26 protein-coding genes are annotated in these 26,964 nt (G+C 31.0%); 8 read left to right on the plus strand and 18 right to left on the minus strand.

All coding sequences use genetic code 11. The annotated features are described in order from the left end of the window. Positions 1-150: 150 nt before the first annotated feature. The gene (locus V7719_RS17775; protein WP_335731297.1) at positions 151-618 is read right to left on the minus strand and encodes a DinB family protein; all 468 of its coding nucleotides are present in this window, start codon (positions 616-618) and stop codon (positions 151-153) included. Positions 619-981: 363 nt separating this feature from the next. Here V7719_RS17775 and V7719_RS17780 point away from each other — a divergent pair, with 363 nt between their 5' ends. Continuing rightward, positions 982-1,782 (plus strand): carboxypeptidase-like regulatory domain-containing protein, encoded by an 801-nt coding sequence (locus tag V7719_RS17780; RefSeq protein ID WP_335731298.1) that lies wholly within the window; start codon positions 982-984, stop codon positions 1,780-1,782. 286 nt (positions 1,783-2,068) lie between these two features. On the opposite strand, the gene V7719_RS17785 is transcribed toward V7719_RS17780, so the two are convergent. From V7719_RS17785 to V7719_RS17825, 9 genes are all read right to left on the minus strand, one after another. Continuing rightward, entirely contained in the window at positions 2,069-3,202 is a 1,134-nt protein-coding gene (locus V7719_RS17785) for a serine hydrolase domain-containing protein (protein ID WP_335731299.1), read from the minus strand. 266 nt (positions 3,203-3,468) lie between these two features. Next, positions 3,469-4,110 carry a hypothetical protein gene (locus V7719_RS17790; protein ID WP_335731300.1) on the minus strand — a complete coding sequence of 214 codons (642 nt, stop codon included), beginning with the start codon at positions 4,108-4,110 and terminating at the stop codon, positions 3,469-3,471. Positions 4,111-4,277: 167 nt separating this feature from the next. Next, positions 4,278-4,922 carry a DNA alkylation repair protein gene (locus tag V7719_RS17795; RefSeq protein WP_335731301.1) on the minus strand — a complete coding sequence of 215 codons (645 nt, stop codon included), beginning with the start codon at positions 4,920-4,922 and terminating at the stop codon, positions 4,278-4,280. A gap of 163 nt (positions 4,923-5,085) precedes the next feature. Further along, the gene (locus V7719_RS17800; protein ID WP_335731302.1) at positions 5,086-5,664 is read right to left on the minus strand and encodes an NAD(P)H-dependent oxidoreductase; all 579 of its coding nucleotides are present in this window, start codon (positions 5,662-5,664) and stop codon (positions 5,086-5,088) included. A gap of 61 nt (positions 5,665-5,725) precedes the next feature. Continuing rightward, a complete protein-coding gene (locus V7719_RS17805; protein WP_335731303.1) occupies positions 5,726-6,289 on the minus strand; it encodes a Crp/Fnr family transcriptional regulator in 564 nt (187 codons plus the stop codon). 200 nt (positions 6,290-6,489) lie between these two features. Next, positions 6,490-7,155, minus strand: a complete 666-nt coding sequence (locus tag V7719_RS17810; protein ID WP_335731304.1) for a DUF6090 family protein — start codon at positions 7,153-7,155, stop codon at positions 6,490-6,492. 227 nt (positions 7,156-7,382) lie between these two features. After that, the gene (locus V7719_RS17815; RefSeq protein ID WP_335731305.1) at positions 7,383-8,777 is read right to left on the minus strand and encodes an alpha/beta hydrolase family protein; all 1,395 of its coding nucleotides are present in this window, start codon (positions 8,775-8,777) and stop codon (positions 7,383-7,385) included. A gap of 89 nt (positions 8,778-8,866) precedes the next feature. Continuing rightward, a complete protein-coding gene (locus tag V7719_RS17820) occupies positions 8,867-9,319 on the minus strand; it encodes a hypothetical protein (RefSeq protein WP_335731306.1) in 453 nt (150 codons plus the stop codon). A gap of 236 nt (positions 9,320-9,555) precedes the next feature. Beyond that, complete coding sequence (locus tag V7719_RS17825; RefSeq protein ID WP_335731307.1) at positions 9,556-9,873, minus strand: hypothetical protein; 318 nt, start codon at positions 9,871-9,873, stop codon at positions 9,556-9,558. Between the two features lie 181 nt (positions 9,874-10,054). On the opposite strand from V7719_RS17825, the gene V7719_RS17830 reads away from it, so the two are divergent. The 7 genes from V7719_RS17830 to V7719_RS17860 all read left to right on the plus strand — a co-directional run bounded on the left by V7719_RS17830 (position 10,055) and on the right by V7719_RS17860 (position 14,825). Next, positions 10,055-11,347 (plus strand): site-specific integrase, encoded by a 1,293-nt coding sequence (locus tag V7719_RS17830; protein ID WP_335731308.1) that lies wholly within the window; start codon positions 10,055-10,057, stop codon positions 11,345-11,347. Between the two features lie 26 nt (positions 11,348-11,373). Further along, entirely contained in the window at positions 11,374-12,165 is a 792-nt protein-coding gene (locus V7719_RS17835) for a hypothetical protein (protein WP_335731309.1), read from the plus strand. Between the two features lie 78 nt (positions 12,166-12,243). Further along, complete coding sequence (locus tag V7719_RS17840; protein ID WP_335731310.1) at positions 12,244-12,531, plus strand: helix-turn-helix domain-containing protein; 288 nt, start codon at positions 12,244-12,246, stop codon at positions 12,529-12,531. 1 nt (position 12,532) lies between these two features. Then, positions 12,533-13,195, plus strand: a complete 663-nt coding sequence (locus V7719_RS17845) for a hypothetical protein (protein WP_335731311.1) — start codon at positions 12,533-12,535, stop codon at positions 13,193-13,195. A 9-nt stretch (positions 13,196-13,204) separates the two neighbouring features. Continuing rightward, positions 13,205-13,930 carry a hypothetical protein gene (locus tag V7719_RS17850; protein WP_335731312.1) on the plus strand — a complete coding sequence of 242 codons (726 nt, stop codon included), beginning with the start codon at positions 13,205-13,207 and terminating at the stop codon, positions 13,928-13,930. 61 nt (positions 13,931-13,991) lie between these two features. Then, positions 13,992-14,435: a hypothetical protein gene (locus V7719_RS17855; protein ID WP_335731313.1), complete on the plus strand. Its 444-nt coding sequence runs from the start codon at positions 13,992-13,994 to the stop codon at positions 14,433-14,435. Between the two features lie 108 nt (positions 14,436-14,543). Next, complete coding sequence (locus V7719_RS17860) at positions 14,544-14,825, plus strand: helix-turn-helix domain-containing protein (protein ID WP_335731314.1); 282 nt, start codon at positions 14,544-14,546, stop codon at positions 14,823-14,825. A 121-nt stretch (positions 14,826-14,946) separates the two neighbouring features. On the opposite strand, the gene V7719_RS17865 is transcribed toward V7719_RS17860, so the two are convergent. The 8 genes from V7719_RS17865 to V7719_RS17900 all read right to left on the minus strand — a co-directional run bounded on the left by V7719_RS17865 (position 14,947) and on the right by V7719_RS17900 (position 26,793). Next, a complete protein-coding gene (locus V7719_RS17865) occupies positions 14,947-15,201 on the minus strand; it encodes a hypothetical protein (protein WP_335731315.1) in 255 nt (84 codons plus the stop codon). Between the two features lie 18 nt (positions 15,202-15,219). Next, positions 15,220-16,065: an abortive infection system antitoxin AbiGi family protein gene (locus V7719_RS17870; RefSeq protein WP_335731316.1), complete on the minus strand. Its 846-nt coding sequence runs from the start codon at positions 16,063-16,065 to the stop codon at positions 15,220-15,222. Positions 16,066-16,067: 2 nt separating this feature from the next. Continuing rightward, on the minus strand, positions 16,068-16,784 hold the full coding sequence (locus tag V7719_RS17875; RefSeq protein WP_335731317.1) for a M48 family metallopeptidase: 717 nt from the start codon (positions 16,782-16,784) through the stop codon (positions 16,068-16,070). Further along, positions 16,784-19,741 carry a type I restriction endonuclease subunit R gene (locus V7719_RS17880; protein ID WP_335731318.1) on the minus strand — a complete coding sequence of 986 codons (2,958 nt, stop codon included), beginning with the start codon at positions 19,739-19,741 and terminating at the stop codon, positions 16,784-16,786. Before V7719_RS17880 ends, V7719_RS17875 begins: the two co-directional genes overlap by 1 nt. Further along, positions 19,741-21,027 carry a restriction endonuclease subunit S gene (locus V7719_RS17885; protein WP_335731319.1) on the minus strand — a complete coding sequence of 429 codons (1,287 nt, stop codon included), beginning with the start codon at positions 21,025-21,027 and terminating at the stop codon, positions 19,741-19,743. Before V7719_RS17885 ends, V7719_RS17880 begins: the two co-directional genes overlap by 1 nt. 8 nt (positions 21,028-21,035) lie before the next feature. Then, entirely contained in the window at positions 21,036-22,544 is a 1,509-nt protein-coding gene (locus V7719_RS17890; protein WP_335731320.1) for a type I restriction-modification system subunit M, read from the minus strand. A 512-nt stretch (positions 22,545-23,056) separates the two neighbouring features. Then, entirely contained in the window at positions 23,057-24,745 is a 1,689-nt protein-coding gene (locus V7719_RS17895; protein ID WP_335731321.1) for an ATP-dependent helicase, read from the minus strand. Further along, entirely contained in the window at positions 24,736-26,793 is a 2,058-nt protein-coding gene (locus tag V7719_RS17900) for an AAA family ATPase (RefSeq protein WP_335731322.1), read from the minus strand. Before V7719_RS17900 ends, V7719_RS17895 begins: the two co-directional genes overlap by 10 nt. Between the last annotated feature and the right edge of the window lie 171 nt (positions 26,794-26,964).

The following is a 26,964-nucleotide window of genomic DNA, read 5'->3' on the forward strand; positions in this document are numbered from 1 at the left end:
TATTTTAATATTTTCGGGAATTGCATACAACGGATTTGTATAAGATTTTTTGCGTCGATTAAGCACCTAATTTAGTAAATACAATCCGAATAGAAAATACGTGAGGATTTTCGTAAGTAAGCGATTACAAGTAATTAATATTACACGGTGTTAGCCATTGTTTTTTATCACATTTTCAATTTGTCTTCTGTGCCTTAAAATATGAACAATAGCGTGTTCCACTAACTGTTCAAAGTCATAAGTCACGTTCCATCTTGTTTCAAATTTCCATTTTTCGATTTCTTTATTTGTTTTCTCCCAAATTCCATCAAACGATTTTTCTGTAAAATCTAACATTTTATTAATTTCCTCAATTCCTTTTTTTGGTGTTTCTATATTTCCAGTATATTCAAACCATTCTCGCTTATTTACAGAGTTGATATAATTCGAATATGTATAACCTGATTGTATGATATGAAAAGTTATATTCTGTATTGATTTACAATCTTCATTTTTGGTTTCATAATCTGTGATTTTTTCAAATAAATCTTGAGAAATTTCAGTTAATACTTGCTGATATTCTACCGTTGATTTTCGGTATTCATCCATTAATGCTATTAACATTCCATTTTTCTTCATTGTGATTCTGTTCGGTTTTAAATAATGGCTAACATAAGTATAACAGAACTTTTTCATATAAAGTTACTGTTATACGTATATATATTATTGTTTTTTTAAGGAACAAATCTAAAGACAGTTTTTACATAGTATCAATAGTTTCTGTATTTCCTTTTAGTTTTATTTTTGATAAAACGAAAAGGGTATGGCAGGCATAAAATTAAAAGTACGAAGTTTTCGGTTATGCACTTAGCCAGAACCTTTTGTTTTGTTTATTTTTTTTGCAATAATTTTAGTAAAGGAGATAGGTTTATTTACTTTTGCACGGTTTTTACAGTGTGAAATTAAATATTATTAATTATAAATAACTTAAGTTTTAAAAAAATGAAATTCTTATTCCCATTCCTTATTCTCTTTTTAATTAGCTTTACATCTTGCAGTTCAGATGATGATAGTACAAGTGTTATTGAGAATGACATATTCAACTTTACAGGAACAATTGTAGATGCTTTAGATAATCCTATAGAAAATGCTTCTATTACTCTTGGAGAAGCAGAAGTTTTTTCTGATGTTAATGGAAACTTCTCTTTAAATAATATTGAAGTCTCTACGGATATTGCCTATATAATTACAAAAAAAGAGGGTTACTTAAACGGTATGAGAACTCTTAGTAATTTACAAGAAGAAAATGTTGTTCGTATCTCTTTATTAAGAGATGTATTAGCAACTATAATAAGCTCTGTAGGAGACACTCAAGTTTATGTGCCAACTGGTTTAACCTTATTAATATTAGATGCCCACATTATAAAAGAAGATGGTAGTGTGTTTTCTGGATTTATATCTCCCGTAATTCACCATATCTTACCTTCGAACCCAATTATAGATACTGTTATTCCTGGTAACTATGAGAACGATGGAGATACGTACGGTTTTGCTTATGTTAAGCTAGAAAGTGGTGATCAGGTTTTAGATCTTGCAGATGGTTATATTGCAACATTAGGTTTTAGAATAGAAGATTCTTTGTCATCTGAAGCGCCAGAAACATTAAGTATATGGAATTTTAATGAAGCAACTGGAGTATGGGGTTTACACGGAGAAGCCACTAAAGAATATGTATTAGGGCAATGGGTATATCAAGCAGACGTCTCTTCATTTTCGAACCCTTGGTTTAAAATAAAAGCCTAACACAAAAGGCCAAGCTATATCAGTATAATACAGTAGTGAGAAAATCGACAAGAGTGATTTTTAGTATTTAAAACAATTTTGCGTAGCATTTATAAAATCCGCAATCTGACTAAAATCCGAATAGTTTTTTTATTTCACGTTTGAGTGGGAAATCGGCATAGTGGAGTCAGTTTAATATGTTGCGAGAATCAGAGGTAAATTATTTGCGTTTGAGTGAGTTTTCCTATTAAGGGTAACGGATTTGAATAAACGCCTGTTTTAATGGCGTTTATTTTTTGTTATATGCTTATTTCTTGTTTGATGCTATTTTAAAAAGTTCAGCAAATACAGAACTCAAATTGTTTTTTTCATTTCCTGAAGAATTAATTAAAATAATAATCACCACATCGCTTGGCATGAGATGCAACATAGTGGCTTGAATTCCATCTGAACCTCCTGTTCCACCGAAAAAGGCAATGCCTTTGTCCTTGGAAGAGTTTAATAGTAAAAGAACTTTTTGTGTATCACTACTCAGTAGTTCATGATTTCTTATTGCAGAGAGGAATAACGCTAAGTCATTGAGATTGGATGAAATCCCTCCAGCCGCCCAAGCCCAACTGTTGTATTGTTCGTATTCTTGGCTTAAATTAATGAATTGAGATCCGTTTACTTTTTGTATATCCTTCTTTTTTACTGCTGATTTTAGAATGGAAGAATTTGCTACGACATAGCTATCAACAGGTTTTCTGCCCTGGCTATCATAGCCTTCTAAAAAAGTATCGTTCATTTTTAGAGGAGTGAATATGCGATTTTGATACTCCATATTCAACGTATTGTTAGTAATTCTTTCAATGATCATTCCTAGCAAAATATAATTTGTATTGGAATAGAGTTTTTTAGAAAAGGGTTCTAATGGCTTACTAACGGGTTTTTTATTTTCGATATAACGAAGTATCTCATTTGGACGCCAGATTCTTGACATGCCTCCGTTTAGGTAGCATTCTTTCCAAAACCTATTGTTTTCTGTGAAACTATATATACCACTACTATGGCTTAGTAGATGAAGAATAGTAATTGAATTTACATTTGGTATTTTGGTTTGTGTTTCTGCATCTAGGTATTTTGAAATACTGTCTGTAAGCTTTACTTTATTTTCATCCACCAATTGTAAAATAACAATTGAAGTAAAAATTTTTGATATGCTGGCCAATCGAAAAGTTTGATTAATATCTATTGGGATTGCATTTTCAATATTTCCGACCCCAGATTTGCCCCTCCATTCTTTTTCACCAGGAGATTGAACTATTGCAGTAATGCTTGGCAAGCCACTATCATGAGCTTTTCCAAGAATTTCTTGATACTTATCACCTTTTGACTGTGAATAAAGTGCATTAACAGATAACAGAGATGCTAAAAATAGCAGGCACCAAATTTTATTCATAGCTGGTTGAGTAAGATTAATTTTGTTGTTATCATTTATTTTAATTAACACTAACTAAATAATTGTTAATCTGGCGATTTGCATATAACGGATTTGTGTATTGTTAGTTGCTTAGGCTAGAACTAAGTTAGTAAATAAAACCGCAACATAGGAAAATCCGTAGGATTTTCCGAGTAGGCGATAATCAAGAAATTGATTATACACGTTGTTGTGTGTAGTTTTTTTTATGAATTTAAAACACATATAAACAATGAATCTATCAATTCTTATAGAATTGAACAATCGGTTGGTTCAGGTTGTCCATTTGCAATTCCATGATTATAAATATTTATTCCATTTTGAGCGCTACATGTCAAATAAATGTAAGGATCACTAAAAATTATTTCATAATTTGGTTTTAAGGGATGAAATGAACTACCAATTCCTTCAATCCAAACTTCACTTTTTTCAATGAAAGCACCTTCATAATGTACTAAACGTATTTGTTTTCTAACTCCATCTAGAACATTTATATTTGTTACTGAGGTTACTATATAACTATCTCCATCTCCTAGAATTATGCTATCTGAAATATCAAGGCTGAAATCGAATAGTATTTCGTCTATGCCATTAACATTGCGGTAGACTTTTTTATTAGGAATGTCTTCTCTAATATAATTATCTGTATTATAAATAGTTGGGTCTATGAATTTTTTATAAGTATTTGAGCCTATAACAATATCTGTCCCTCGTTCAATGACTAAATTCGTGGTGCCAGAAAAATTCGCACTAGCAATATTCCATGAAGAATTGTTAAGTATAGGAATATATGTTTGCGAATTATAGTTTTCACTAACATCATCATCATTACTACACGAGAAAAATATTCCAACTATAAGAATTAAAAGAATTGATTTTGTATGTTTCATTTATAAATTATTTATGATTGTTCAAAATTACACACAACCTGTTCGTGTATGATTTGTGCGACTTAGAATCCGCAGGATTTTTAGTTGTAGCAAATCAGTTGTTTAATTATATAAATTTTAATTGAAGTAGGAGTGGAGCATTGATTATACACGGTGTTGTGTGTAGTTTATTTATTCAATTTGGCAATTTCAATTGTAATAAATTCCGGAAGATAACTTGGAACACAATTTTTTGCTACTATTTCATCTTTATAAAGACCCGTTTCTTCCCCAATCGAAATACATCTATCACGATACTTTTCTTGCCATTTTCCTATTTGACCAGCCGTGTAATTCATTGCCCATTGAACTTCAGGCTCTTCTTTCATTAGATTTTTCTCAATTAAATCTAACAACTCTTTTGTATTAGATTGGTTTGTATTTCCCATCCATCTTAATCTTGCTTGATAATACCAAAATACTCTCCTTTGTAATTTAGAAGAACTATTTTCCCAAGATTCCATAAGAGAAATTATCTTATTGTCTTTAGATAATTGATTAGCCATTAACCAATCCATCAAATGATTTCTTTCATCAAATTCGTGTTTCTGAATATCATTGTCAAGTTGGTCAATTACTTCTTGGTTTAGGAGTTTTTTGTCCATTATCAGAATTGCTAATAGACGAGGCGAAAATTCTCCAGTTGTCCAAAGTTCCATAGCCAAAGCGTGGTCCTTTTTTATTTCTTTTGCGATTTTTCTCAAGTCCCCTAACTTTGTTGTTTCCTTGTCGATTTCGCTATATGTTTTTTGCGCTTTTGACGATAGTTTCATTTCGTTCTTGATTGTTCTTAAATTACACACAACGTGTTCGTGTATGGCTTGTTGCGTTGGCAAGAACTAAGTTAGTAAAAGAAAACGAACCAGTAGGAAAATCCGTAGGATTTTCGTAAGTAGGCGAGAACCAGCCATTAATTATACACGATGTTGGCAATAGTTATTTTAGTTTTTCACCTAACTTAATTACTTTTTTCAGCCATTTTTTTCGAGCATCTAAAGTTGAACTTATAATTGGTGAAATATAAGTCACTTTTACAGGTCCAATTCCACAATATTCTAATGTTCCTTTTTTAAATTGTTTCAGAATAGGTCTTTTCATAACTATATAATCATACCATTTTGGTGTATCTGTTGTAATAATAATCCTAGAAGTTTTTCCCTTTAATAATCCAATTGGAGCCGCTTTTCCTTCAATAAATTCAAAAGTTATTCCTGGGAGGAATGTTCTATCAATAAAGCCTTTCATTAAAGCGGGCAATCCGGCCCACCACAATGGGAAAACCCAAACGATATGCTCAGCTTTTTTTATTTTATCAATAGCCTCTTTTAAATCTGGTTCTAGTTCTGTTCTTTGACGATATCCAAAACTTAAATTGGGATTAAAGTCAAGGTCAGAAATATTGATTGTGTCAATGATTGCAGATGTTTTACTTGCACCATTCTTGTAAGCCTCTGATAGCGCATAATTGTAACTCTGTTTATCGGGATGTCCATTAATTATTAATACTTGTTTCATAGTTTGTTCTTTATTTATTACAAAGAACAGCACAATGAAATTGCTTAGAAAGGACATTTGTCTAATTCGATAGCGACTTTCTTATGCGACTTAAATGGCGTTGCGTAATGCCTAAATAGGAGGACAGATAGTTTAGAGGTATTAATTGTAAATATTCAGGATCGTTTGTTAGCAAATCTTGATACCGTTTCTCAGCGCTTTCTTTTTGCAGTATAAAAATTCTTTTCTCCATTTTTATATATTCTTGCTCAGCAATGAATTTGAAAAACTTAAGCCAATTAGTGCTTGAGTTCTCTAGTTTTAAAATTTCATCTCTTGAAATAATTAACAATTCAATATCTGTCAATGCTTGTATATTCTCTACTGTTTTGGTTTGGGTCAAAAATGAAGAATAAGCACTAACAAAAGAATTGGAAAAAGTAAAACAGTATGTTACTTCTTCTTCTGAAGATGAATAATAGAATGACCTAAATAACCCAGAAATTACAAATCCTATTTCTTTACAAGTTTTACCTTCTTGGATAAAAAGATCACCTTTCTCCAGCTTTTTATAAACTACTTTAGTTTCAAACAAATCAATTTCATCGTTCGATAGTATGTTAAATGATTTTAAGTAGTTTCTCATTTTTTTAATTACTGCCAACGTGTTCGTGTATGGCTTGTTGCGTTGGCAAGAACTAAGTTAGTAAAAGAAACCGAACCAGTAGGAAAATCCGTAGGATTTTCGTAAGTAGGCGAGAACCAGCCATTAATTATACACGATGTTGGCAATAGTTATTTTGCTCAATAAGACTTTTTTAATGTATCCAAAAAAATAATAATATATTAATTCTTGAGCCTTTGAAGTATTAAAGAATCTACTTTTTGCATTTGTTTTAGAGTTCTGTTAAATTGAGTAGTGACTTCTTTTTCAACACTTAAGATTATAATGATGTCGTTGCGGAACTCTAGAGATTTTAGAGTTTCGTATGAACTTATTTCTAGCGAATTAAAATCTACATCTTTTTTAAGTACTTGAAATAAGTTTTGAATTTTAATATCAATTCCTTTCTCGGAGATTATCTGAATGTCTTTTTGAAAAGACTGCAAGGTTGATAACTCTTTATTAAGTTCAGAGAACTTTGAATTATCAAGGTTTATATAATTAATTAAATTGCTCTGAGTAAAAGTATAAGAAGTTGATCTAAATATGTCTGAAAGATAATATTGTAAGCTATCATTATTGGTTTCTAAATCTTTTGTTTTTAAAAAGGAATTGAAACTTTGAAGAATATTTGGCAGCTCGTTTCTGTAAACAATATCACTTTCCATTGACTCTATATTAATACTATTCTCCTCCTTTAGTTTTTGCAATAAAACAAATTCGCCATCTGAATTTTTTCGATTTTCATTCCAATTATTGATGCCTAGTGCGATTAAAATACCAATAACCACAAGTATAATTTCGCCAATAGCATATTTAAAGTACTTACCTGTTTTATTTTTTTCCATAAGATCATAGCGAATTTTTCTAAAGAATTTTATCATTGTTTATTGGTTGGTCATAATGAAGCACAACGGTCTTGTGTATGAGTAGTAGCGAATTTATATACGATACTTTTCGGAAAGTAAATTACAAAATAAAAAAGAATAGCGATTTGAATCTTAATTCAAATCGCTATTACTTATACACGTTGTTGTGCTTAGTATTTTGTTTCTATTGAATTTTCAGGATTTATTCAAATCCTTTTAAGAATCCAATTAGAAATTTCTTTTAAAGCAGTTGGGGAAAATGTTTGTTCTATTTTTCTATATTCATCCATCTTTCCAGTTTCGCACTCTTGAAAAAAGTGGTTTAAATTTTCTAATTCCACTATTTTATAATCTTGATTATTGCCTTTGATTAATGCCTTTCTTATGCCTTCTTGATTTGTTTTCGCATTTACTTGAGTATCTTTAGTACCATTTAAAGACAATACTGGCATTTGCAATTTTTCAATTTCATCAGCTGGATTGTATTGTAAAAAATAACGTGACCACGGCTTTAAACTTGTTTTTAGCTGACTTTCTATAAATAAATTGATCTTCTCTTCTGGCACATTTAAAGATGTTAGAATTGGTCTTATAAATGTATTATAATGAGTCGTTAACTCATTTTTAATTTCTAAATCACTCTTATTAGAAGTTACAATTGCAATTGCTTTTCTTGTGTTTTTTTCATAAGCTACTTCATCTTTAACAGGAAATTGCCTTAATGTTTTAGATTGCATAACAGACAATTCAGTTCCAGATATTCCTGTAGACGCTAGCAACACCATAAAAGCAACATCTTTTGAGTTATTTGCTACTAAAGGAGCAATAATACCACCTTCACTATGACCAATCAAGCCAATATTTTTTATGTCTACATCGTTTCTAGTTCTTAAATATGTAATTGCACTCAATACATCTTTAGAAAAATCTTCTGTTGTTGCATTTCCAAAATCACCTGTAGATTCTCCATGACCACGATCATCAAAACGTAATACTCCAATGCCTTGTTTTGTTAGATAATCTGACAAAACTAAAAAAGGTTTGTGTCCCATAAAACTTTCATCTCTATCTTGTGGACCACTTCCACTAATTAAGATGACAACTGGAAATTTCCCTTTTTTATTTGGTAACGTCAAAGTACCTGCCAACGTTATTTCTGCTTCTGTATTCTCAAAAACGACCTCTTCGTCGTAATATGGATAAGGTTTCACAGGTTCTTGAGGCCTTCTTAAATCTTCTGTTTTTACAGCACCTTTTTTTAAATTTAAGATCATTTCTATGCCTCCTTCTTTATAAGTGCCTTCAAATTGTTGTGCTTTATTATTGAAAACTCCTTCATAGTTCATACCTACATTAGAGCCATCAACTATTAACGTTCCGTTTGTAAAGGTTGTAGCTGAAGGTTTTATGCCAGAAATTCTAAACGTAGGAACACTCATTGTGGATGAATACGTAGAGTTTTCTTGTTCGATATTAAAAACAAATGTGATTTCTTTATCTCCTCTTTTGGCTGTTCCGCTCCAATCTCCTGAGATATCTTGGGAATATGCGCTTACTATTGATAGTATAAATGCAATTGCAAATGTTGCTATTGTTTTCATTTTAGGCTGTTTTTTAGTTGGCCGAAAATTATTCGGCATTTAAGTTTTAAAATAAATAATGAGACTTTTTTTGTATTCTTTGCGATTAATTATAGCATATTCCCTGTAGCTTTAGCCTGAGAATCCATGTGACGTCCTACAAAAGCGCCAATTAGCATACCAATACTAATTCCTAAAGAAAGTCCTAAAGACCTTTCAAAACGCTCACCAAAAATAACTCCAGCAACAACTCCAAAAAGAACTCCTAAACCTACAGAACGCTCTGTATAATATCCTTTTGACGTTAAGGAAAATGTGTCCTTTAAATATTTTTCAAATTCACTTAGTGCTTTCTTAAAGTGTTTTTTTCTGTTCTTAGGATTTGTTTCTAAATTTAAACGATCAAGTTTCGTTTCAATGGATTTAGTTTCGTTTTCTGAGAACTCTCTAATTTTCAATCCGGAAAGAATATGAAGAAATTTTTCATATACCTTAATTTCAGATTTTTTAGTTGTTTCTGTTTTTAAACTTTCAAAAAAATTATACGCTTCTAGTAATGTCATATTGATTAATGATTTCTTGGTTAGTGGCACAAAGCAAAAATTATTACACCTTAAATTAAAATTCACTAAATAGATGTGAGTAAAAATGTTGTATTAAGCACAACGTGTTTGTGTATGATTTGTGCGACTTAGAATCCGCAGGATTTTGAGTTGTAGCAAATCAGATGATTAAATATATAAATTTAAATTGAAGTAGGAGTAAAGCATTAATTATACACGTTGTTACCTACTGGCTTTTATTCAATTTCTTCAAATAGCATGCTAATTTCTCCGTTCCAAAATTCGGATTCAGTGAATATATTCGAATTGATGTTTTTAAATTGAATTTTCAATTTTTCTAGATACATAATAGTATATTTTGATTCAAAGAAACCATCTTCTCCAAATTCCAAATTTATCAATTCAATGAAGTTTTTATATTCTAAAAGACATTGAAACAATTCAGTTACGTTTTTATTAAATTTTTGAATTGGTTCAAATCCTTGTTCGTGATCTAATAATAATATTTCATCGTTTGAGTTGGAATCAATACAAATTGGATTTTCTGAGTACACACAGTACCACTTTTTACTTTATGTCATGTTATCTCATTTTAACTGATGTTATGTGTATGTCTTATTATTACTGATTTTATATGGATTATTGAATAATTTATCTACTTTTGATATAACAATGAATAAAGGCTATGTTGTCCCTTTTATTGTCCCTTTTTTAATATAATATAATTATTACTTTATGAGTAGAGCCATTCAATCCACTTCTGGAACCATTAAATATAGATTAAAAGACGTCAATTCTAAAGCAGAAACCTCAATAATTTTAGATTATAGTTTTGGAAGAAATAATCGTCTAAAATTTGCTACAGGATATAAAGTTTTTCCAAAAAGTTGGGATCAATCCAATCAGAGAATAAGAGCTTTATCAACATTGAAGAATAGGGAGAAAGTAAATAAAGATTTATTGAGGTATTCTTCTGACTTTGCTGATCAAGTTTCAAATCTGACAGAAGTAGAAAAACAAAATAGAAAGGTTCTAAGAAGTTTGTTAGAAAAAATAATTCGTGATACGGATGAAGTAGATAAACCTATTACATCATTTTTTGAATTCGCTGATGATTTTATAAAAAGTAAAGTAAATCAAGCTAAAAACATTGGGGCTGTTAAATTAAGCGCTAATACAGTAAGACAATATAAGCAAACTGTAAATAGATTAAAAGAATTTAATAAAAAGGTCAAATATAATTTGGATTTTGACGCTATAGATTTGAAATTCTACTATACTTTCATACAGTATTTAGAAGAGAACAATTACTCCATTAATACCATAGGTAAACATATTAAAAATTTGATTACTATCTTGAATAGGGCATCTGAGGATGGTATCAACACTAATTTCAAATATAGGCATAGAGAGTTTAAGGCAGTTTCAGAGGAAGCGATTTCAATTTATCTTACTGAGTCGGAGATTGAGGCTTTGTATCGCGCAGACTTATCTAAAACAAAAGATTGGGAACTCGCACGAGATATATTTTTGATTGGTTATTATACAGGTCAAAGAGTGTCTGATTATAATGGGATTACAAAAGAGCAAATAAAGACATTCGATGGCAGACAGGTGTTTGAGTTCAAACAAAAAAAGACAAAAAAAATAATTTATGTCCCAATTCATCCACGGGTAAGAGCCATTATGAAAGAAAGATATGATGGTAACCTTCCTCGAAAATTTAATGATCCTTATATTAATGTATACATAAAAGAAGCAGGTAGAGTAGCAAAAATAAACGAACAAATTACAGTCCAAAGAACAGTAGGTGGAAAAAAAATAACTGAAACGGTTTTAAAGCATAATCTTATTGTTTCACATACAGCTCGACGATCATTTTGTACAAATGCGTACTTATCCAAAATGCCAACCATCGATATAATGGCAATTAGCGGACATTCAACGGAGCGAGAATTTTACAAGTACATCAAAGTAAGACCTCAGGAGCGAGCGGTTAAAATTGCCGATAGCGCCTTTTTTCAATAATTAAAAGTTAACCCACAAATCTATTTATGAATTACAAAAATGTATTTGCAATTGACAACACTCATTATAATCAGCTAAATGAGGAAAAAGTCAAAAAAGAATCAAAGTATCAACTAAATAATTACGACTATTACGAGCCTAAGTTAATAGATGACTTTTATCTCAAATATTTCATAAGAGAGGTATTAATTGAAATAGATGTTTTAGAAGTTGATGAATTTCTCGAATACCATTACGATAAATCTTCAAATACAAAATTGTTTTTAAAAATTTTAAAATATAAAATTCTACCTAAAATTGAAGAAGTAATAGTAAAGGCGGAGTTTACAATGTCCGAAGGTGGTTATTATAATGAGATTAAATTAGAAGATGGTTTTATTGAAACTGAAAATAGAATATTAAAGCCAGAATATGAGGATGCCTTACTTTATCATATAGTCTGTTTTCAAAATCTTCAAGAAGATATAAAAGGAAGAAAAAGTTTTGTTTCTGAATTTTTTGAGCGCAATAATACCGTTAAAAAGAGTGATGAAACACCAAAATTAATATGGTCTGGGAAACCCTCTCATTTAGCCTATTTTGTAAGCCAATTGATTGAAGAGAACTATATAGAGCCTCCAAGAAAAAAAGAAGATGGAGATATTAATCAACAAGAATTATCACGGAACATCCTAAATTCGTTTTCTTTTGAACAGAAAGAGCCTTCAATTGAAACTTTGAGAAAATATAGTAATACCGATTCTGAAAAATTTATTGAATTGAATGAAAGATTTTCAAACAGTGGGTTTCATTTGCCAAATTCTAAAATATTAGGTTAGGTACCAGTACCCATTGGTACTTTAAAAAGTGTTATTTGGACGTAATTTTGACTTGCAGACAAACCCAAATAACATCAAATGAAGTCAACACAACTACACGTTTATCAAACAACTCCTGAGGAGCTTACAGACAATATCTTGATTGGTGTTGATAGTAAGTTGCAGGAGTTTTTTGATAAATACAGTCCGCCTCAAAAAGATGATGAAGAACTACTCACCGTCGAGGAAACTATTAAAATTCTAAAATGCAGCAAACAAGCTTTATGGAATTGGCGTAAGAATGACATTCTTCCCAGCTATAGATTGGGAAACCGTGTCTATTACAAAAAGAGTGATATATATCTTAAACTTATAAAGCAGGAATAATATGGTTGGATATGTACTCATGCATAGGGATATAATGGATTGGGAATGGTATCAGTCACCAAATGTGTCACGCCTGTATTTTCATTTAATCCTTAAGGTCAACTTTAAGGATAAAAAATGGCAAGGAAATCTGATAAAGCGTGGTCAGTTAATTACCTCAAATAATCATTTGGCTACGGATTTAATGATGTCAGTTCAAACTATTCGAACTGCCTTACAAAAGTTGCAAGAGGGAGGATATATACAAATTGAAACAACAAACCGTTTTACGCTTATAACCCTTGTCGAATATGATAAGTTTCAATCTGCAAAGATGGACAGTAACAAACCAGTTAATACTCAACCAACAGTTAAAGAGCAATCAAATAACTCTCAACTAACAACAACTAAAGAAAGTAATAAAGGAAATAAAGTTAATAAAGAAAAAATAGAGATTAGACGTGAAAAATTCAAAAAACAAGTTTTTGCTCTCTCTGAATTCAATATCAATATTTTAAACTCTTTTTTTAGTTATTGGAGTGAGTTAAGTATTGATAAGCAAAAAATGAAATTTGAAAGCCATGGATTTTTTGAAATAGAAAAACGATTAAAAAAATGGTTGTCTAATGAAAGACCAAAATCAGTTACTACAAAAAATAACTCCGAATTATTAACCAATAGATAATCTGCTAATATGAGAACTAATGATGTCCAAAAGACAAGCCAAATAATAAACAAAATTATCACAAACAGTAATAGTCAAAAACCAGAAAAAAAAATGAAACCAATAGAAGATTTATCCAAACAAGAATTATGGAAATACTTCCTTAAAACATTTCGAGAAATGCATGGCAAAAAATTTAAAGAAGATGAAATTGCTTTAAATAATTTAAAAGTATTGTTTTATTACTTCTTGCGAGATGAAAAATTCTATGAGTGTGAAAATTTACGAGCAGATATTACTACTCCTTCTTTCAATAAAGGGTTATTAATAATCGGTGGTTATGGCTTGGGCAAAACAGATTATTTCAAAGTTTTCGAAAGCATCTTTAAAAGTTATCCAAATTTGCGATTTAAGTTTTATACTTCAAAAGCACTTGTGCATCAATACGAGATATGTCAAACACCAATGGACAAACAAAGCTTCTTTAAGGATGTTGAAAGAAAATTAATGTTTATAGATGATATAAGTTCAGAACGAATAGCCAGCAATTATGGTCAAATAGATGTCTTGGATGAAGTGCTTATACATCGCTATGACAAAAAATTGAGAACATTTGCCTCCTGTAATTATTCAAAAAGGAATACCTGTGCTAAACAAACTTTAGTAGATCTTGGACTTCGATATGGTGGGCGTCTGTATGACCGCTTTCATGAAATGTTCAATATTATTGACTTTAGAGGAAAAAGTTCCAGATAAAGATAAAACGTAAAATAAAACCTTATTTAACCTATTAAGTAGAAAAAACACCCTAAAAACTATGAAAACTAACAAAAACTGTAAACATTGTTATCAAATATTTGAATCAAGAAGAAGTAATCATGAGTATTGCACACCAAGTTGTAAAACGAAAGCAAGCTACAAGCGAAATGAATATAAATACGTTTCTGGACATTATAGAAAAGATGATTCACAGATGATAGAGGATAAAAATATTGAAGTGTTGCCACAAACAAATCAAATTTTAGAATCGATAAAAGTATTGGAATCAAAAATCACAGCTTCACAGCCAACACCTGAAATTAATGGAACATCAATAACAAATTCAGCATTAGGCACAACTGCAGCAAATTCTGCTCTCTATGCTGCAAAAAAAATATTTGCTCCAAATACGTTAGCAGCTACTAAAGGTGATCTGTTGACGCTAAGAAATGAATTAAATGGATTGAAAGCAATGATTCAATTGTATATAGCAAATTCATAAATAGTTGTTTTTATACAGTTAATTTATTTACCGTGAGAATTCTTTTGGTTGATAAGTTATTTTTAATTTCTTGTCTTAGCCAATTGAACTATTATAATAAATAAGATTATGAAAAATTTAAAATTTGAAGATTTACCTCGAGCGATGGAAACAATGTTGGAAAAATTAAACGCTTTAGATAAAAAACTAAACGAACTCAATCATCATTTTGAATCTCAAGAACCTGAAACATTATTAACCCGATCTGAAACTATTGACTATCTTAAAATTGATTCCTCTACTCTATGGAGTTGGACCAAAAAAGGAAAAATTAAATGTTATGGAATTAGTAATCGTAGATATTACAAGAGAAGTGATATAGAAGATGCATTAGTTATTTTAAAACAATAAATTCAAATTTAATTCTTAACTGAATGTAACATGAATATTATCCTAACTTTTTAGTAATTTGATATTTCCGATTTCATTGGGTTAGAAGATGAAAATATGCAAAATAGAGCAATACACAATTCTAAAATCTACTTTGATTCCACTCATTTAAAAGTTCAGTAGATACGTTTTTTAATGTGCCACTTCCTTTTGAAAAGTCAGAATCACAGTTTATATAAAAAATTCCATTTTCAGAATTTATTTTATCAGCAAATGATTCAATTACGTTCCATTTAATTACGGAATTTGCTAAATTATAAATTGTTTTATCATAATTAATTTCATCGGAATTATATTCTTTAATACCGTTGTTTACTATTACATTTTTAATAAGCATATCTTAAAGTTTGATTAATTAAAAGTCCTTTAGCACCTTTTCGGTAACAAGTAATTTACCTCTAAGCACTCTCTCAAAATTACCTTTTCCCAATTTTAAAAATAACTTATCAATATCTTTTTCTTCCTTTACTATTATATAATTTAAATCTTTCTCCAAATCAAATTCTAAAAACAATGACTCCTTTTTCATCAAGTTTTTCTCATTATAATCTCTTTGCTTTAAATAATCTGTATATTTTTCTGAAATTAGTATCGGTTCAAAATCATCTTCTATTGATATAGGTGGAACATATCTCCATTCTCTTTCATTATAAAAATTGTAATCTTTATAAACCTCCTCTTTCGAATCACGATATAAATCAGCAATGTATGGTTTCATTAACTGTATTCTTCGTATTGCGTCATCTTGCATTTGAGGCAAATATTCGGCTAAACTTGGAAATTTAAGTACTAAATCTTCAACTTTAATTTCTTTTTGAATTTTCTGCTGATGTGCAATCGGAGCAAATGAATTTTGATATTCATCTGATGTAACATCTATATATCTCACAGGAGTGAAGCCATTTTTAGTTGCCCATTCGTAAGACATCCCAATTGCAAATCCACCATAAGCCTCTAAATTATCCTTTAGAAGCGTTAAAGGTAAATCAGACATACAAATCATGGGAACTCCAACATTTATTGATGCTACTCCACCGTTCTTTCTAATATAGGACTGCTCTAAAGAATAAAATGGACGAAATCCTTTCTTGAGAATTGAAAGAATATTTTCTAAACTATCAGTTGTATGATAAAAACTACTTGAACTTAGTAGAACCTTTTTATCAATAACTTTTTCTTTGTAATTCTCTCTATTTGCCATAATCAATAAATTTGTATTCCATAACCCTTCACTTCTCTATCCAACTTCTTGGCATTGCCCGAAACCGTATCTAACAAATGCCAAAAGTCTTTACTATGATTCTTGATTTTGGTATGCACTAATTCATGCAATAGCACATAGTCAATTAAATAGTCGGGTAACCTCATCAGGTGTAGGCTTAAATTAATAGAGTTATCATTTGAGCAACTCCCCCATCTTGTTTTAGCGTTTCGTATAGAAACTTTCTTAAACTGAAAATTGTGCTTTTTCGCAAGTTCTTCAACTCGGTTTGGCAAGTATTCTTTTGCCTCTTTTCGCCAAGCTCGTTCTATTCCTTTTCTAACTTCTACTTGCACCTCATCACTTTCTATTTTAGTTGAGAGAGGCACAAAAACAGTTATCTTTTCATCTCTTACAATAGACTTCACCTTTTCAATTTCTACTGATTTGATTTCTAAATGGTGTTCTCTTGTTTCAAACTTGGATGTTGGGGTAAATACAGTAAACAATTCCTCTGCTTTCTGCATTTTAGATAGGTGAGTTTTTATCCAATCTATTCGCTGTTCTGTCGCTGTTTTAGCCTTTTTATAACTAATCCCTTTTGGAACAGAAACACGAACTCCTGTAAATGGTTTAATGGTAATATTAAGACTCTTTGCCCTATCACTTTTAAAAAAAGTAACCTGAATACCATCAATATGTTCTATCTGCTCAGTCATTAGTAGTATTGAATTATATACTTCATAACTTGCTCTGCAAATGGTATGTAATCTATTGTTTCTTTTGTTATTGCTGAGTGAGTTCTTGACAGTTCTACTAATTTCTTTATAATGTCAACTCTTATTTTAGCAACCACAGAATCTTGTATCTGCCAATTTTTAAAATCGTTAGTGTGTTGCTCTGCGATAGTGTTTATATCTGATGTAATTAAGTCCACCAATTCATCATTGTCAATTTTCTGACTGAGCAGTTGACTAATGGCTCTTTCACCCATAGATAGGTCTGAACTCAACTCTTGTTCCTTTGCTTGGTTGAGGTCGTTCATAATTACACAAAGCAATGAGTAGGTGTCGTCTACTTCTTGACCTCTACGTTTAATAACCGACTCTAATCGCTCTTGAAGTGTTTTGTATATTGGTAAGTCCTCTGCTTTAATTCTTAACGTGGCTCTTAATCTATTTTCAAGCGTAAGTTCTTTGTCTTTCTTATCTAACTCTGTTCCATCTAATCTTTTGAGGTAAGAATCATCTACCACAAACACAGGTGCTTTCTCGTTGATTTCTCCAAGATTGATATGCTCTTGAATCATCTCTCTTGTTTTAGCAAGGTATTCGCTTACATCGGGTTTTTCTTGCTTTAAAATAGAATCGACAATCATCTTTAACTTGGTAGCCTCAACATAGTCGTGTGTATAATCAAGAATGTATGGGTCGGGTGCTAATGTTTCGTAGGAGAGTTGTATGCCTTTATAGGTTTCTTTAAAGTCAATTAGTTTCTCATTACGTTGCAAGTAATCTGCTATTCCAAAAGGAGATTGATTTTCAGATTCAGCATAAATCGCTTTAAATTCGGCTATAAACTTAGGTAATTGCTCTTTTAACTTATCAAAATCGATCAAGCAATCAGTAATATCATTCTCATCGAAATTCAATGCCTTTTTAAGGTTTTTCAGAATACCACAATAATCTATAATAATACCGCTTAACTTATTTGGATAGGGTCTATTGGTTCTTGCTATGGCTTGAAGTAGCGTATGGTCTTTTAATGGTCTGTCTAAATACATTACCTGCTCGTTAGGTGCATCAAAACCTGTTAAGAGCATACTTTGTACTATAATAATTTTAAGGTCGCTATCCTTCTTCTTAAACAAGTTGACGCAATCTTTTATACCTTGTTTGGATTTATGGTGTTGTCTTAAATAAGGCTCATCATTTTGTCCTCCACTATATACGACATCGCTATACTGCTCACCGAGTATTTCATCAATATGTTCTTTAATTATTGCACACGCCTCTCTACTAAAAGCAACAACCTGTGCCTTGAAACCATTTGGTTCTATGTAAGCAACATAATTTGAACAAATATCTTCTGCAACTGCTCTTAACCTTTTAGGGTTCATCATAAAGGTTTTACCGTAACTCGATGACTTCTCTTTAAGAACATCCATTTCTTCATCAGAAAGATGGTCATATTCTAAATCAATTAATTCATCGATGTGGTCGGTATCTAAATGCCATTTTCTATTTCGTAATTGATAATGCACAGGAACAGTTGCACCATCATCAATAGCAGATTTGATGTTGTACAAATCCATATACCGTTCTATCTTACCATTTGGCAACAAACCAAAGTTTCGATGAGTGTTTTTATCCATCTTATCAATTGGTGTACCTGTAAAGCCAAAGAAGAAAGCATTAGGCAACGCCTTACGCATCATAGCAGAGTTTGTTCCTTCCTGTGTTCTGTGAGCCTCATCAATCATTATGATGACATTCTCTCTATCAATTAGCACATCAGCGATTCTATCAAACTTAAAGATGGTGCTGATAATTACCTCACGTCTATCTTCTTTTAGTTTTTTCTTTAAGCCATCAATAGAAGTTGCCCTTGTAGTATTAGGCATTTTAACTGCTCCGAATGTTCCCGAGATTTGCTCATCCAAATCAATTCTATCTACCACTATTAAAATGGTTGGATTGTTTAGTTGAGGTAAGGTTCTTAATTTCCAAGAGGCAAACAACATTGTTAGGGATTTACCACTACCCTGAGTGTGCCATATCAATCCTGTTTTCATTTCACCTTTAACAACACGTTCAACTATTTTGTTAACGGCTCTAAATTGCTGATAACGAGCAATCTTTTTAACTGTAAAATTATCTCTTGTTTCAAATACTATGAAGTTCGTGATAAGGTCTATAAAATTGTTTTTGTTCAATAAACCAAAAATCTGCTTGTCAATAAATGGGTTGAATGTGCTTTTGTTTTTCTCAGCATATTTCTCAAACTCGCTATCCTTTTCTAATAAAGTAGAATCTTTAGAATAGTCTTTCCATTCCTGGAAGTACTCGGCAGGAGATTTAGTTGCTCCATATTTAAACTTATGTCCATCTGTTGAGATGTTGAACATATTGGGAATAAACAACTTTGGTGTTGTTCTTTGGTAACGGTCTAATTGCTTTATGCCTTCGGTAAAGTTAGAACCTTCCGTTCCTAAAAACTTGCACTCAATAACCGTAATAGGTAATCCATTTACAAACAACACCAAGTCAGGACGAATATGCTTTTGTCCATCTTCGGGTTTGGTTATAGAGCAAACTAATTGATTGGAAACAACAAACTGATTGTTGGTAGCATTGTATTTATCAATTAGGTCTATTGTAATGGCTTTACTATCTGCATTAGGCTTGTATGATTTCTCACCCTTTAACCATGAATGAAACTCCTCGTTATCCTCAATCTTTAATAACTTGGAATATATCTGTTCACAATCGTCTTTATCTAACCCTTTATGAGCATTGTGTTTCATTAAGGCATCAATAACATAAGGTTTTATGAATACCTCATCAGTTGAACCTCCACGAAGAGAAAGGTTCTCGGCTTGGGTAATAAAATCCCAACCTAACTTACCAAGAGTTTTGATGAGTGGTTTCTCAACGCTATGATACTCAGATGACATTATATTTTAACTCTTTTTTGACCTGTTAGTAATTGTTGCATCAACCCTTTTTTGAGTTGTTCTAATTGTGCTTTTTCTTTTTCTTCTTTCTTTATTTTGGCATCTGCCTCTGAAAGTATATCGGCTATTTTTTGTTGCTCGGATGTTTTGGGTAAACAAACAGTTAGTTTTCTAATATCACGAAGAATAATTCTTTGTAAAGCAGAACCTCCCATCAATCTTTTAAGCCAACTTTGACTCATAGGACTATCTAAAAAATGTTTAAGATAATCTGATTGAATTTTGCTGAGATTAGGTTTGATTAATGCTAACGAAGATAAAATAGCAATGTTATTAGTTTCATCCCAAACACAAGTTCTACCTACTGAACCGTCTTTAGAAAGTAAAACATCTCCAAATTCAGGAACACAATTATTGTGTGCTAATTTATGAAATTCCACTTCACTAATGTTTACACATTTTTCAAGGTTCAAGATTCCATTATAAACATCTTTAACAGTTGCAATTAGGAACTCTGTATTTTCTTTAATAGGCACAGGTGAATAGTGTGACCCATCAGTGATTAATGTACATAAATCTTTAAGGTAAATAATCTCCCAATCCTTTGGTATTCTACCAATTTTGGTGTCTTTAAATTCGGTGTGTCCAATACCTTGGAAAAAAAGCTTTTGCATTAACCCTTTTTTGAGTTCTTTGGTTTTATCAATAATGGCTTGGGTGGTGCTTATTTGCTCATCAACTGTTGAAAGTATTTCGGCTATTTTTTGCTGTTCGGGTAGAGGGGGTATAGGAATTTTAAATGGTTCAATGTCCCGTTTGTTTAATTGTGGAATTACACCATCATCTTGAAAAGACATTAAATCAATGGAAAGGAAATAGTGATACAGAAAAACATAATCAACTGTGCTGTCCTCCTTAAAACTTATTGCAATTAAGTTTGGGTCAAGAATTATATGAGTAGAATTAATTCTTTTCTTGTTAGTTTTAATTGCAGCACCTCTTTTCGGAAAAACAATTGATTTTGGTTTAAGAACGGAATTAGAAGAAACAAATTCTTTTGAAAAAAAACCTTCATTAACGCCCCGTATTATCATTCTCTCATTACCAACTAAATTCATATCACTGACCTTCGTGAAAATGACCTTTACTCCTTCGTTAAGTTTATTGTTTTCAAATACATCAAAAGCTAATCCGCTTGTAACGACTTTACAGACATTTTTCACTGAATCAACCTCCCAATCCTTCGGTATTCTGCCAATCTTGGTGTCTTTATATTGTTCTTCCATTACCTCCATTAGTATCCTAATTCTTTAAGGTAAGTATTCAGTTTAGTGTTGTTTTCTACTCGTTGAGTTTCTAAATCACTTAAGGCTTGTAATACATCTTCAATAATTACAGGTATTTCGGGTTCTGTGGTATCTACATAACGAGATATATTGAGGTTATAATCGTTTTCTTCAATCTCGGCTAAATCACATACAGAACAATAACGCTCTTCTGTTTTATAGTCTTTATAGGTTGCTAATGTTTTAGCAATGTCCTCATCTCGCAAATGGTTTTGTGCCTTGCCTTCCAAATAGTCATTACTTGCATCTACAAACAGCACTTTACCTTTTCGTTCAACAGGTTTGTTTTTATCTATTATTAGTAAACACGCAGGCGAACCTGTATTGGCAAATAAATTAGACGGTAACCCTATAACGGCATCTATAACATCTAACTCTAAAAATGCCTTACGAATTTTACCCTCCGAACTTCCTCTAAACAATACTCCGTTATCCATAACCACACCAATACGCCCATTGCCTTTTAATGAAGCATACATATGTTGTATCCAAGCCCAATCGGCAGTACTTGCAGGTGGTCTGCCATATACTAATCGGTTGTACTTATCCTCTAATTCAATCTTCTTTTTCTTACCACCAACTGTTTGTGTGGTGTGTAACCAATCATCCAAGTTCCATGGCGGATTGGCTAATACATTGTCAAACTTCATTAATGCACCGTCCTTTAAATGCTTAGGCTCTGTAAATGTATCACCACGTTCAATTTTGGCATCGTTAAATCCGTGCAATATCATATTCATCTTACAGATGATGTAAGTTGCATATACTGCTTCTTGCCCATATAAGAACATCTTGTTAGCATCTAATCCTTTTTGCTTTATATAATTGGCAGAAGAAACCAACATACCACCACTACCACAAGCAGGGTCGTAAATGCTCTGCCCTTCTTTGGGGTCTAAAATCTCAACCAACAACTCCACTACTTGATGAGGCGTATAGAACTCACCTCCTTTTTTACCTGCATCATCAGCAAACATCGCAATTAGATATTCATAGGAATCGCCAAGCATATCTCCTGTGATTTCAGTATTACCTAATTTATGAACATTGAAGTGGTTTACTAAATCATTAACCGCTTCATCAGATAATTTGTCTTTGTCATTAAAATCTATCTTATCCAAGATACCATCCAACTTTGGTGCATTGGCTCTTGTTACCTCCATAAAGGCATCATTTATCTTTGCACCTATATTAGTTGAGGTAGAAAGGACATCAGACCAATGGCTTCCTTTTGGAATAAAGAATATATCGGCATACATTTTTGGATCGTTTGCTAACTCTTCACCAACTGATTCTTTTAGTTTTTCATATTCTTCATCGAAAACATCACTTAATCTTTTATAGAAGAGTAAACCTAATATGTAGTGTTTAAAGTCTCCACTATCTATTTTCCCCCTTAATATGTTTGCACTTTCCCATAAATAGGATTTCAGTTCTTGCTTTGTTATTTTGGACATTAAACGTGTGATTTTTTTAGAAAATTAAAGGTAGGAATTTGTACGAATATATTAGAGAATATAGAAGTTATTATAAATGTTACATAGAAGTATTTTTTTTTAGTTTTTAAAGACACTTTACAAGTAATTTAAAAATTTTGTAACTCATTTTCGCTATCCAGAATATGAAACTGTAAGAAAATCAAGCTAAAGAATAAGTAATAATAATTTGAACTGTTGAAAGTCCAAAATCGAACCATTGGTGACCCATTGATTCAGATAACAAGTTTACTCAATATTCAAGTTTTTGCATAATATTCAGGTATTTGAACCATTAATGAACTGTTTATCTGATAACAACCGTACTCAGTCAAGATTGCAATAATACATCAACAAAATATTTCTTAATAAGACATTTATGTGGATTTTGAAATTTTAATTATTATTTTCTTATGGACGTTAACGTTTCGTATAAGATGCGTTGACATCCCTTATAGAGGCTATAATTTTTATACATTGTTGTATGTAGTTTATTATAATTTTTCTATTTCAAATAAATTACTCAATACTTCTTGTTTCTCTTCACTTAATGCAGGAACAGATATAAAAAGTCTATTTTTTGCTCTACTTACAGCGACATAATTTATTCTTTGTTCTTCGTATTGCGCTAAATCAGAATTAATTAAAAACTCAGAATCACTTTCTTCTTTTAATACTAACAATACATTATTGAATTCATCACCTTTTGATTTATGTATCGTTTTGTGTAGGCTTAAATCTTCTGGTATTGAGACACAAAGTAATAATTGATTAAAGGTATGGTTTTCATAAAAAGATTTAATTCGCCCACCAGTTACTTTTGAAATGCTATTATTAAGATTTTCTTTTACAAAATTGGAAAAATCTAATAATGATAAGCCCTTATAATCATCATATTTATCTAATAACAGTGTTATATATTTTAATGCTTTACGTTTACCTTTTAATTTGTCGTTTTTATAATTAAACAGTTTTTCTAATTCTTTGATTGAATCTTTGAATTTATTTTCCTTGGCATATGCAATCGACTTTATACAAGAGTAAATTAATCTTTTCCTATTACTATTAGAATCTGTTATAAGTAATTTATCTAAAAGTTTGCTATCAAGCCCAATACCACTTATCTCAGCTTTCATAGCATTTGATGTGATATTATTCCTAGAAAGAGAATTAACTACTTCTTCTGGACAAAGAAGCTTAGACCTCCTTAACGCTAATGTCATATCTCCAATTAAAATTTTGGGCTTTTCAATTGATATATTTCTATATGGGATTTGTGTTATATCTGTTCTAATTGAATTCAAGAGTTCAATTATTTCGTTGCTACTTCTTCTGTTTTCATTTAAATTGTATTCCTGAACATTGGGTAAATTAAAAGCTCGAAACTGAGTATAATCTGCTCCTTGAAATTTATATATGGATTGAGAAGAATCACCAATAACACCTGTCGTTATACCCTCAAAGCCGAGCGTTTTAAATATTTCAATTTGAATAGGGTTGCAATCTTGAAATTCGTCAATAACCAGATACGGGAATTTTGCTAATAAAACTTTTGCAACAAAAGGTTTTTGTTTTAGAATTTGATAACTAAAAAAAAGCACATCATCATGATGAATTATGCCTTTCTCCCAAGTCATCTTTTTATATTCTAAATAGGAATCGTTTTTTATTGAATATTTGCCAATTTTAAATGGATATGGTGTTCTTACTATTAATTCATCATTGTCAATCTTCCACCTTAATTTATTAAAAGCTTCAGATACAATATTGTCATCATTTATTCGTAGTTGACCCGTTCTCTCTTTCCATTCCTTTAAAAAGCTATAATTTGATAATACAATGTTGTCATGCCCATCTATCTTGCTAATGTCTAAAGTATATTGCTCAGCAATAAATGAAACATATGGCTTTACAATATGTTTATATAAAAAACTATGAATTGTAGATACTTCTACTTGGGCAGATGAAGTCCCTAACCGCTTATAAATAGTTTCAACAGCAGTATTTGTATATGTGATACAAGCTACTTTTCTTGTTATTGATAATTTATTTGAAGTATGTAATATGTTTTTAATATGATTTACTAACCAATAAGTTTTACCAGCACCAGGTCCAGCGGAAACTTTGAAGCTATTATCAATATCAGCTATTTTATAATCAGAGTTTATTGTAGTTACTGGCATAGTTCTTCTATTGCTTCTTTAATATATTTAGGGAGATTAAATTCTACAAACTCATCTGTACCTTTTTTATCAAGATTTTTAGTCAAAACATATGATAATTCAAGAGCATTTTCACCCTTGCCGACAGAGTTTAAATATCGAGATGCAATTATGGATATTTTCTTTTCTTCAACACCTAAAACCGTATTTAGATTTATTGAATCCTTGATTCTTGTATTTGTATCACTATCTCTTAGTTTGTCTAATAAATTTTGAACCGTTGAACCATCAGTTTCAAATATTGACATTAAGTCTTCTAATTCTTGTTTATTGCTAATAGAGTCTGTAAGTAGTAGCTTCGAAGTAGGATTACACATTAATAATTCGTACTCTAAAGTTTTACCCTTACTAACTTCAGGACTGAAAAACGTAATATTTTGATGTGTACCCTTAGCATAGCTATCTGCATTAGGATTTGTTTTGTAATCAAATTCGGTTAAATTTTGATTATATTCATAAGGATAACATTTATTGAAGCTACCCTTAGGTTTCTTTTTTCTTTCCGGATCTCTATCTGTAATACAAACAATTTTTTTCGGAATTGTATTTTCTTTTGAGCTATCAAATAAATATAAAAAATGTTCAAAATATCGTCCGCCAACATTTATTACGGCTATGTGATTATCCTCTAATGATTTATTAATATAATTCGCGAAAATTGACATTAGAAGTTGTTCTGCCAAACCTTCAACGAATAATATTTTCTGAGCAAATAGCATATCAGATTTTGTTGAATCTAAAAAGCGTTGTACATATTTCTTGTTTTTTATTTCTGGAAATACTTTAGTAGGGTATCCTATTGCTGTTTCACCATTTTCGTTGTGTAAGCAAATGATTTCGTCTAAAGAAACAGCCGAAGTAATATGAGTTGAATGAGTTGTTAAAAATATTTGTCGAACTTTTTTCTCTTTCTTATTTTCATTTAAAAATTTGAGAAATTTATATTGCATTGCGGGATGCAGATGAGCTTCTGGTTCTTCGATAGCCAAAGTAGTAAATACTTTAGCGTTACTATCTAAATAATCTACATCAGCGTTTACTTGCATTTTTGCGAGTAATAAAGACATAAATATTAAATTATTATATCCAAGTCCATTATGTGTTGCAGGGATTTTGATACCTGATTCATATTCAACTATAAGTTTTAGCACAGAATACATTTCGTTTTCAGAAATACTACCTTCAAAATTAGGTTTTGCTTTATTGAATGAAGCTCCCGTTTTTGTGGCATAAGAAAGTATTTCTTGTTTTCCCATTTCAATCCTTGAACTTAAGTTGTCAATTAGAGTATCTGCTTTTTCTGAAAACAAATCTTTTTTGATTTTAATCTGTTCGTACTTTTCTTCAAGAGTTTTTGTTCCATCTTTTTTAATTTCATAGTCCATGAAGAAATCAAAAACTTCTCTTAATAGTGTGTTACGTCCAGTTAGCATGTCTCTTTCAACATCTCTAATTGCATCTAAGAATTGAAAATCAAATTTTTGTAACGATTCCGAATCAGCAGTTGCTTGGTTTGTTATTTCTCCACCCCATATTTTATATCCATAAAATCTTATAAATTCATGTTTTATTAACTTCCATGCCTTTTCTATAGCGTTTGGCGTCTTGATATTTAATACAGATAATGCCTTAATGTATTCTTCATGTTTTTTTTCAGGTAAGAAAAATTCATAAGTTAGTAAAGCTTCATATGAACTATCGAGTTTTGTTAACCAATTAGATATAGTTACTAAATCATCAGGTGTTTCTTCTTTTCCTTTCGTTATCGTAACAGATATACTGATTTTTGGAGGTGTATTTTTTAGCTCTTCTAACGTGACGTTTTTATTAAAATCATCAGTAAGTAAGCGTTTTGGTCTTTCGTTGTCAATGACTAATGACAGAGCTTTAATTAAATTAGTTTTTCCAGCGTTGTTGTGCCCTATTATAACATTAACACCATCATTAAATTCAATTTCTTTCTCTTTAAAGTTTCTGAAATTATTTATTCGAATTTTAGATATGTACATTGATTATTTCATTTTAAGTGAGGTTGTTCTGTAATGTCTTGTCCTGAAATACGGCTACAGGTTAAAATTGATTTTACGCTGATAATTTGTATACCATATTTGGTGTTTTATAATCTAAAGATAAATGTAATCTTACTTCGTTGTATAAATTAATTGCACTTTTTGCAGCTC

This window comes from Psychroserpens sp. (assembly GCF_036960315.1).
Classification (GTDB): domain Bacteria; phylum Bacteroidota; class Bacteroidia; order Flavobacteriales; family Flavobacteriaceae; genus Psychroserpens.

What these genes read in the sequence shown, in the direction of transcription:
- V7719_RS17870 (WP_335731316.1), bottom strand. Translation starts at nt 16,065, where the DNA reads ATGGCAAATAGAGAGAATTACAAAGAAAAAGTTATTGATAAAAAGGTT.
- V7719_RS17860 (WP_335731314.1), top strand. Translation starts at nt 14,544, where the DNA reads ATGAAAAATTTAAAATTTGAAGATTTACCTCGAGCGATGGAAACAATG.
- V7719_RS17795 (WP_335731301.1), bottom strand. Translation starts at nt 4,922, where the DNA reads ATGAAACTATCGTCAAAAGCGCAAAAAACATATAGCGAAATCGACAAG.
- V7719_RS17790 (WP_335731300.1), bottom strand. Translation starts at nt 4,110, where the DNA reads ATGAAACATACAAAATCAATTCTTTTAATTCTTATAGTTGGAATATTT.
- V7719_RS17845 (WP_335731311.1), top strand. Translation starts at nt 12,533, where the DNA reads ATGGTTGGATATGTACTCATGCATAGGGATATAATGGATTGGGAATGG.
- V7719_RS17880 (WP_335731318.1), bottom strand. Translation starts at nt 19,741, where the DNA reads ATGTCATCTGAGTATCATAGCGTTGAGAAACCACTCATCAAAACTCTT.
- V7719_RS17900 (WP_335731322.1), bottom strand. Translation starts at nt 26,793, where the DNA reads ATGTACATATCTAAAATTCGAATAAATAATTTCAGAAACTTTAAAGAG.
- V7719_RS17830 (WP_335731308.1), top strand. Translation starts at nt 10,055, where the DNA reads ATGAGTAGAGCCATTCAATCCACTTCTGGAACCATTAAATATAGATTA.
- V7719_RS17855 (WP_335731313.1), top strand. Translation starts at nt 13,992, where the DNA reads ATGAAAACTAACAAAAACTGTAAACATTGTTATCAAATATTTGAATCA.
- V7719_RS17785 (WP_335731299.1), bottom strand. Translation starts at nt 3,202, where the DNA reads ATGAATAAAATTTGGTGCCTGCTATTTTTAGCATCTCTGTTATCTGTT.
- V7719_RS17835 (WP_335731309.1), top strand. Translation starts at nt 11,374, where the DNA reads ATGAATTACAAAAATGTATTTGCAATTGACAACACTCATTATAATCAG.
- V7719_RS17890 (WP_335731320.1), bottom strand. Translation starts at nt 22,544, where the DNA reads ATGTCCAAAATAACAAAGCAAGAACTGAAATCCTATTTATGGGAAAGT.
- V7719_RS17820 (WP_335731306.1), bottom strand. Translation starts at nt 9,319, where the DNA reads ATGACATTACTAGAAGCGTATAATTTTTTTGAAAGTTTAAAAACAGAA.
- V7719_RS17780 (WP_335731298.1), top strand. Translation starts at nt 982, where the DNA reads ATGAAATTCTTATTCCCATTCCTTATTCTCTTTTTAATTAGCTTTACA.
- V7719_RS17875 (WP_335731317.1), bottom strand. Translation starts at nt 16,784, where the DNA reads ATGACTGAGCAGATAGAACATATTGATGGTATTCAGGTTACTTTTTTT.
- V7719_RS17850 (WP_335731312.1), top strand. Translation starts at nt 13,205, where the DNA reads ATGAGAACTAATGATGTCCAAAAGACAAGCCAAATAATAAACAAAATT.
- V7719_RS17800 (WP_335731302.1), bottom strand. Translation starts at nt 5,664, where the DNA reads ATGAAACAAGTATTAATAATTAATGGACATCCCGATAAACAGAGTTAC.
- V7719_RS17810 (WP_335731304.1), bottom strand. Translation starts at nt 7,155, where the DNA reads ATGGAAAAAAATAAAACAGGTAAGTACTTTAAATATGCTATTGGCGAA.
- V7719_RS17805 (WP_335731303.1), bottom strand. Translation starts at nt 6,289, where the DNA reads ATGAGAAACTACTTAAAATCATTTAACATACTATCGAACGATGAAATT.
- V7719_RS17840 (WP_335731310.1), top strand. Translation starts at nt 12,244, where the DNA reads ATGAAGTCAACACAACTACACGTTTATCAAACAACTCCTGAGGAGCTT.
- V7719_RS17865 (WP_335731315.1), bottom strand. Translation starts at nt 15,201, where the DNA reads ATGCTTATTAAAAATGTAATAGTAAACAACGGTATTAAAGAATATAAT.
- V7719_RS17885 (WP_335731319.1), bottom strand. Translation starts at nt 21,027, where the DNA reads ATGGAAGAACAATATAAAGACACCAAGATTGGCAGAATACCGAAGGAT.
- V7719_RS17895 (WP_335731321.1), bottom strand. Translation starts at nt 24,745, where the DNA reads ATGCCAGTAACTACAATAAACTCTGATTATAAAATAGCTGATATTGAT.
- V7719_RS17815 (WP_335731305.1), bottom strand. Translation starts at nt 8,777, where the DNA reads ATGAAAACAATAGCAACATTTGCAATTGCATTTATACTATCAATAGTA.
- V7719_RS17775 (WP_335731297.1), bottom strand. Translation starts at nt 618, where the DNA reads ATGAAGAAAAATGGAATGTTAATAGCATTAATGGATGAATACCGAAAA.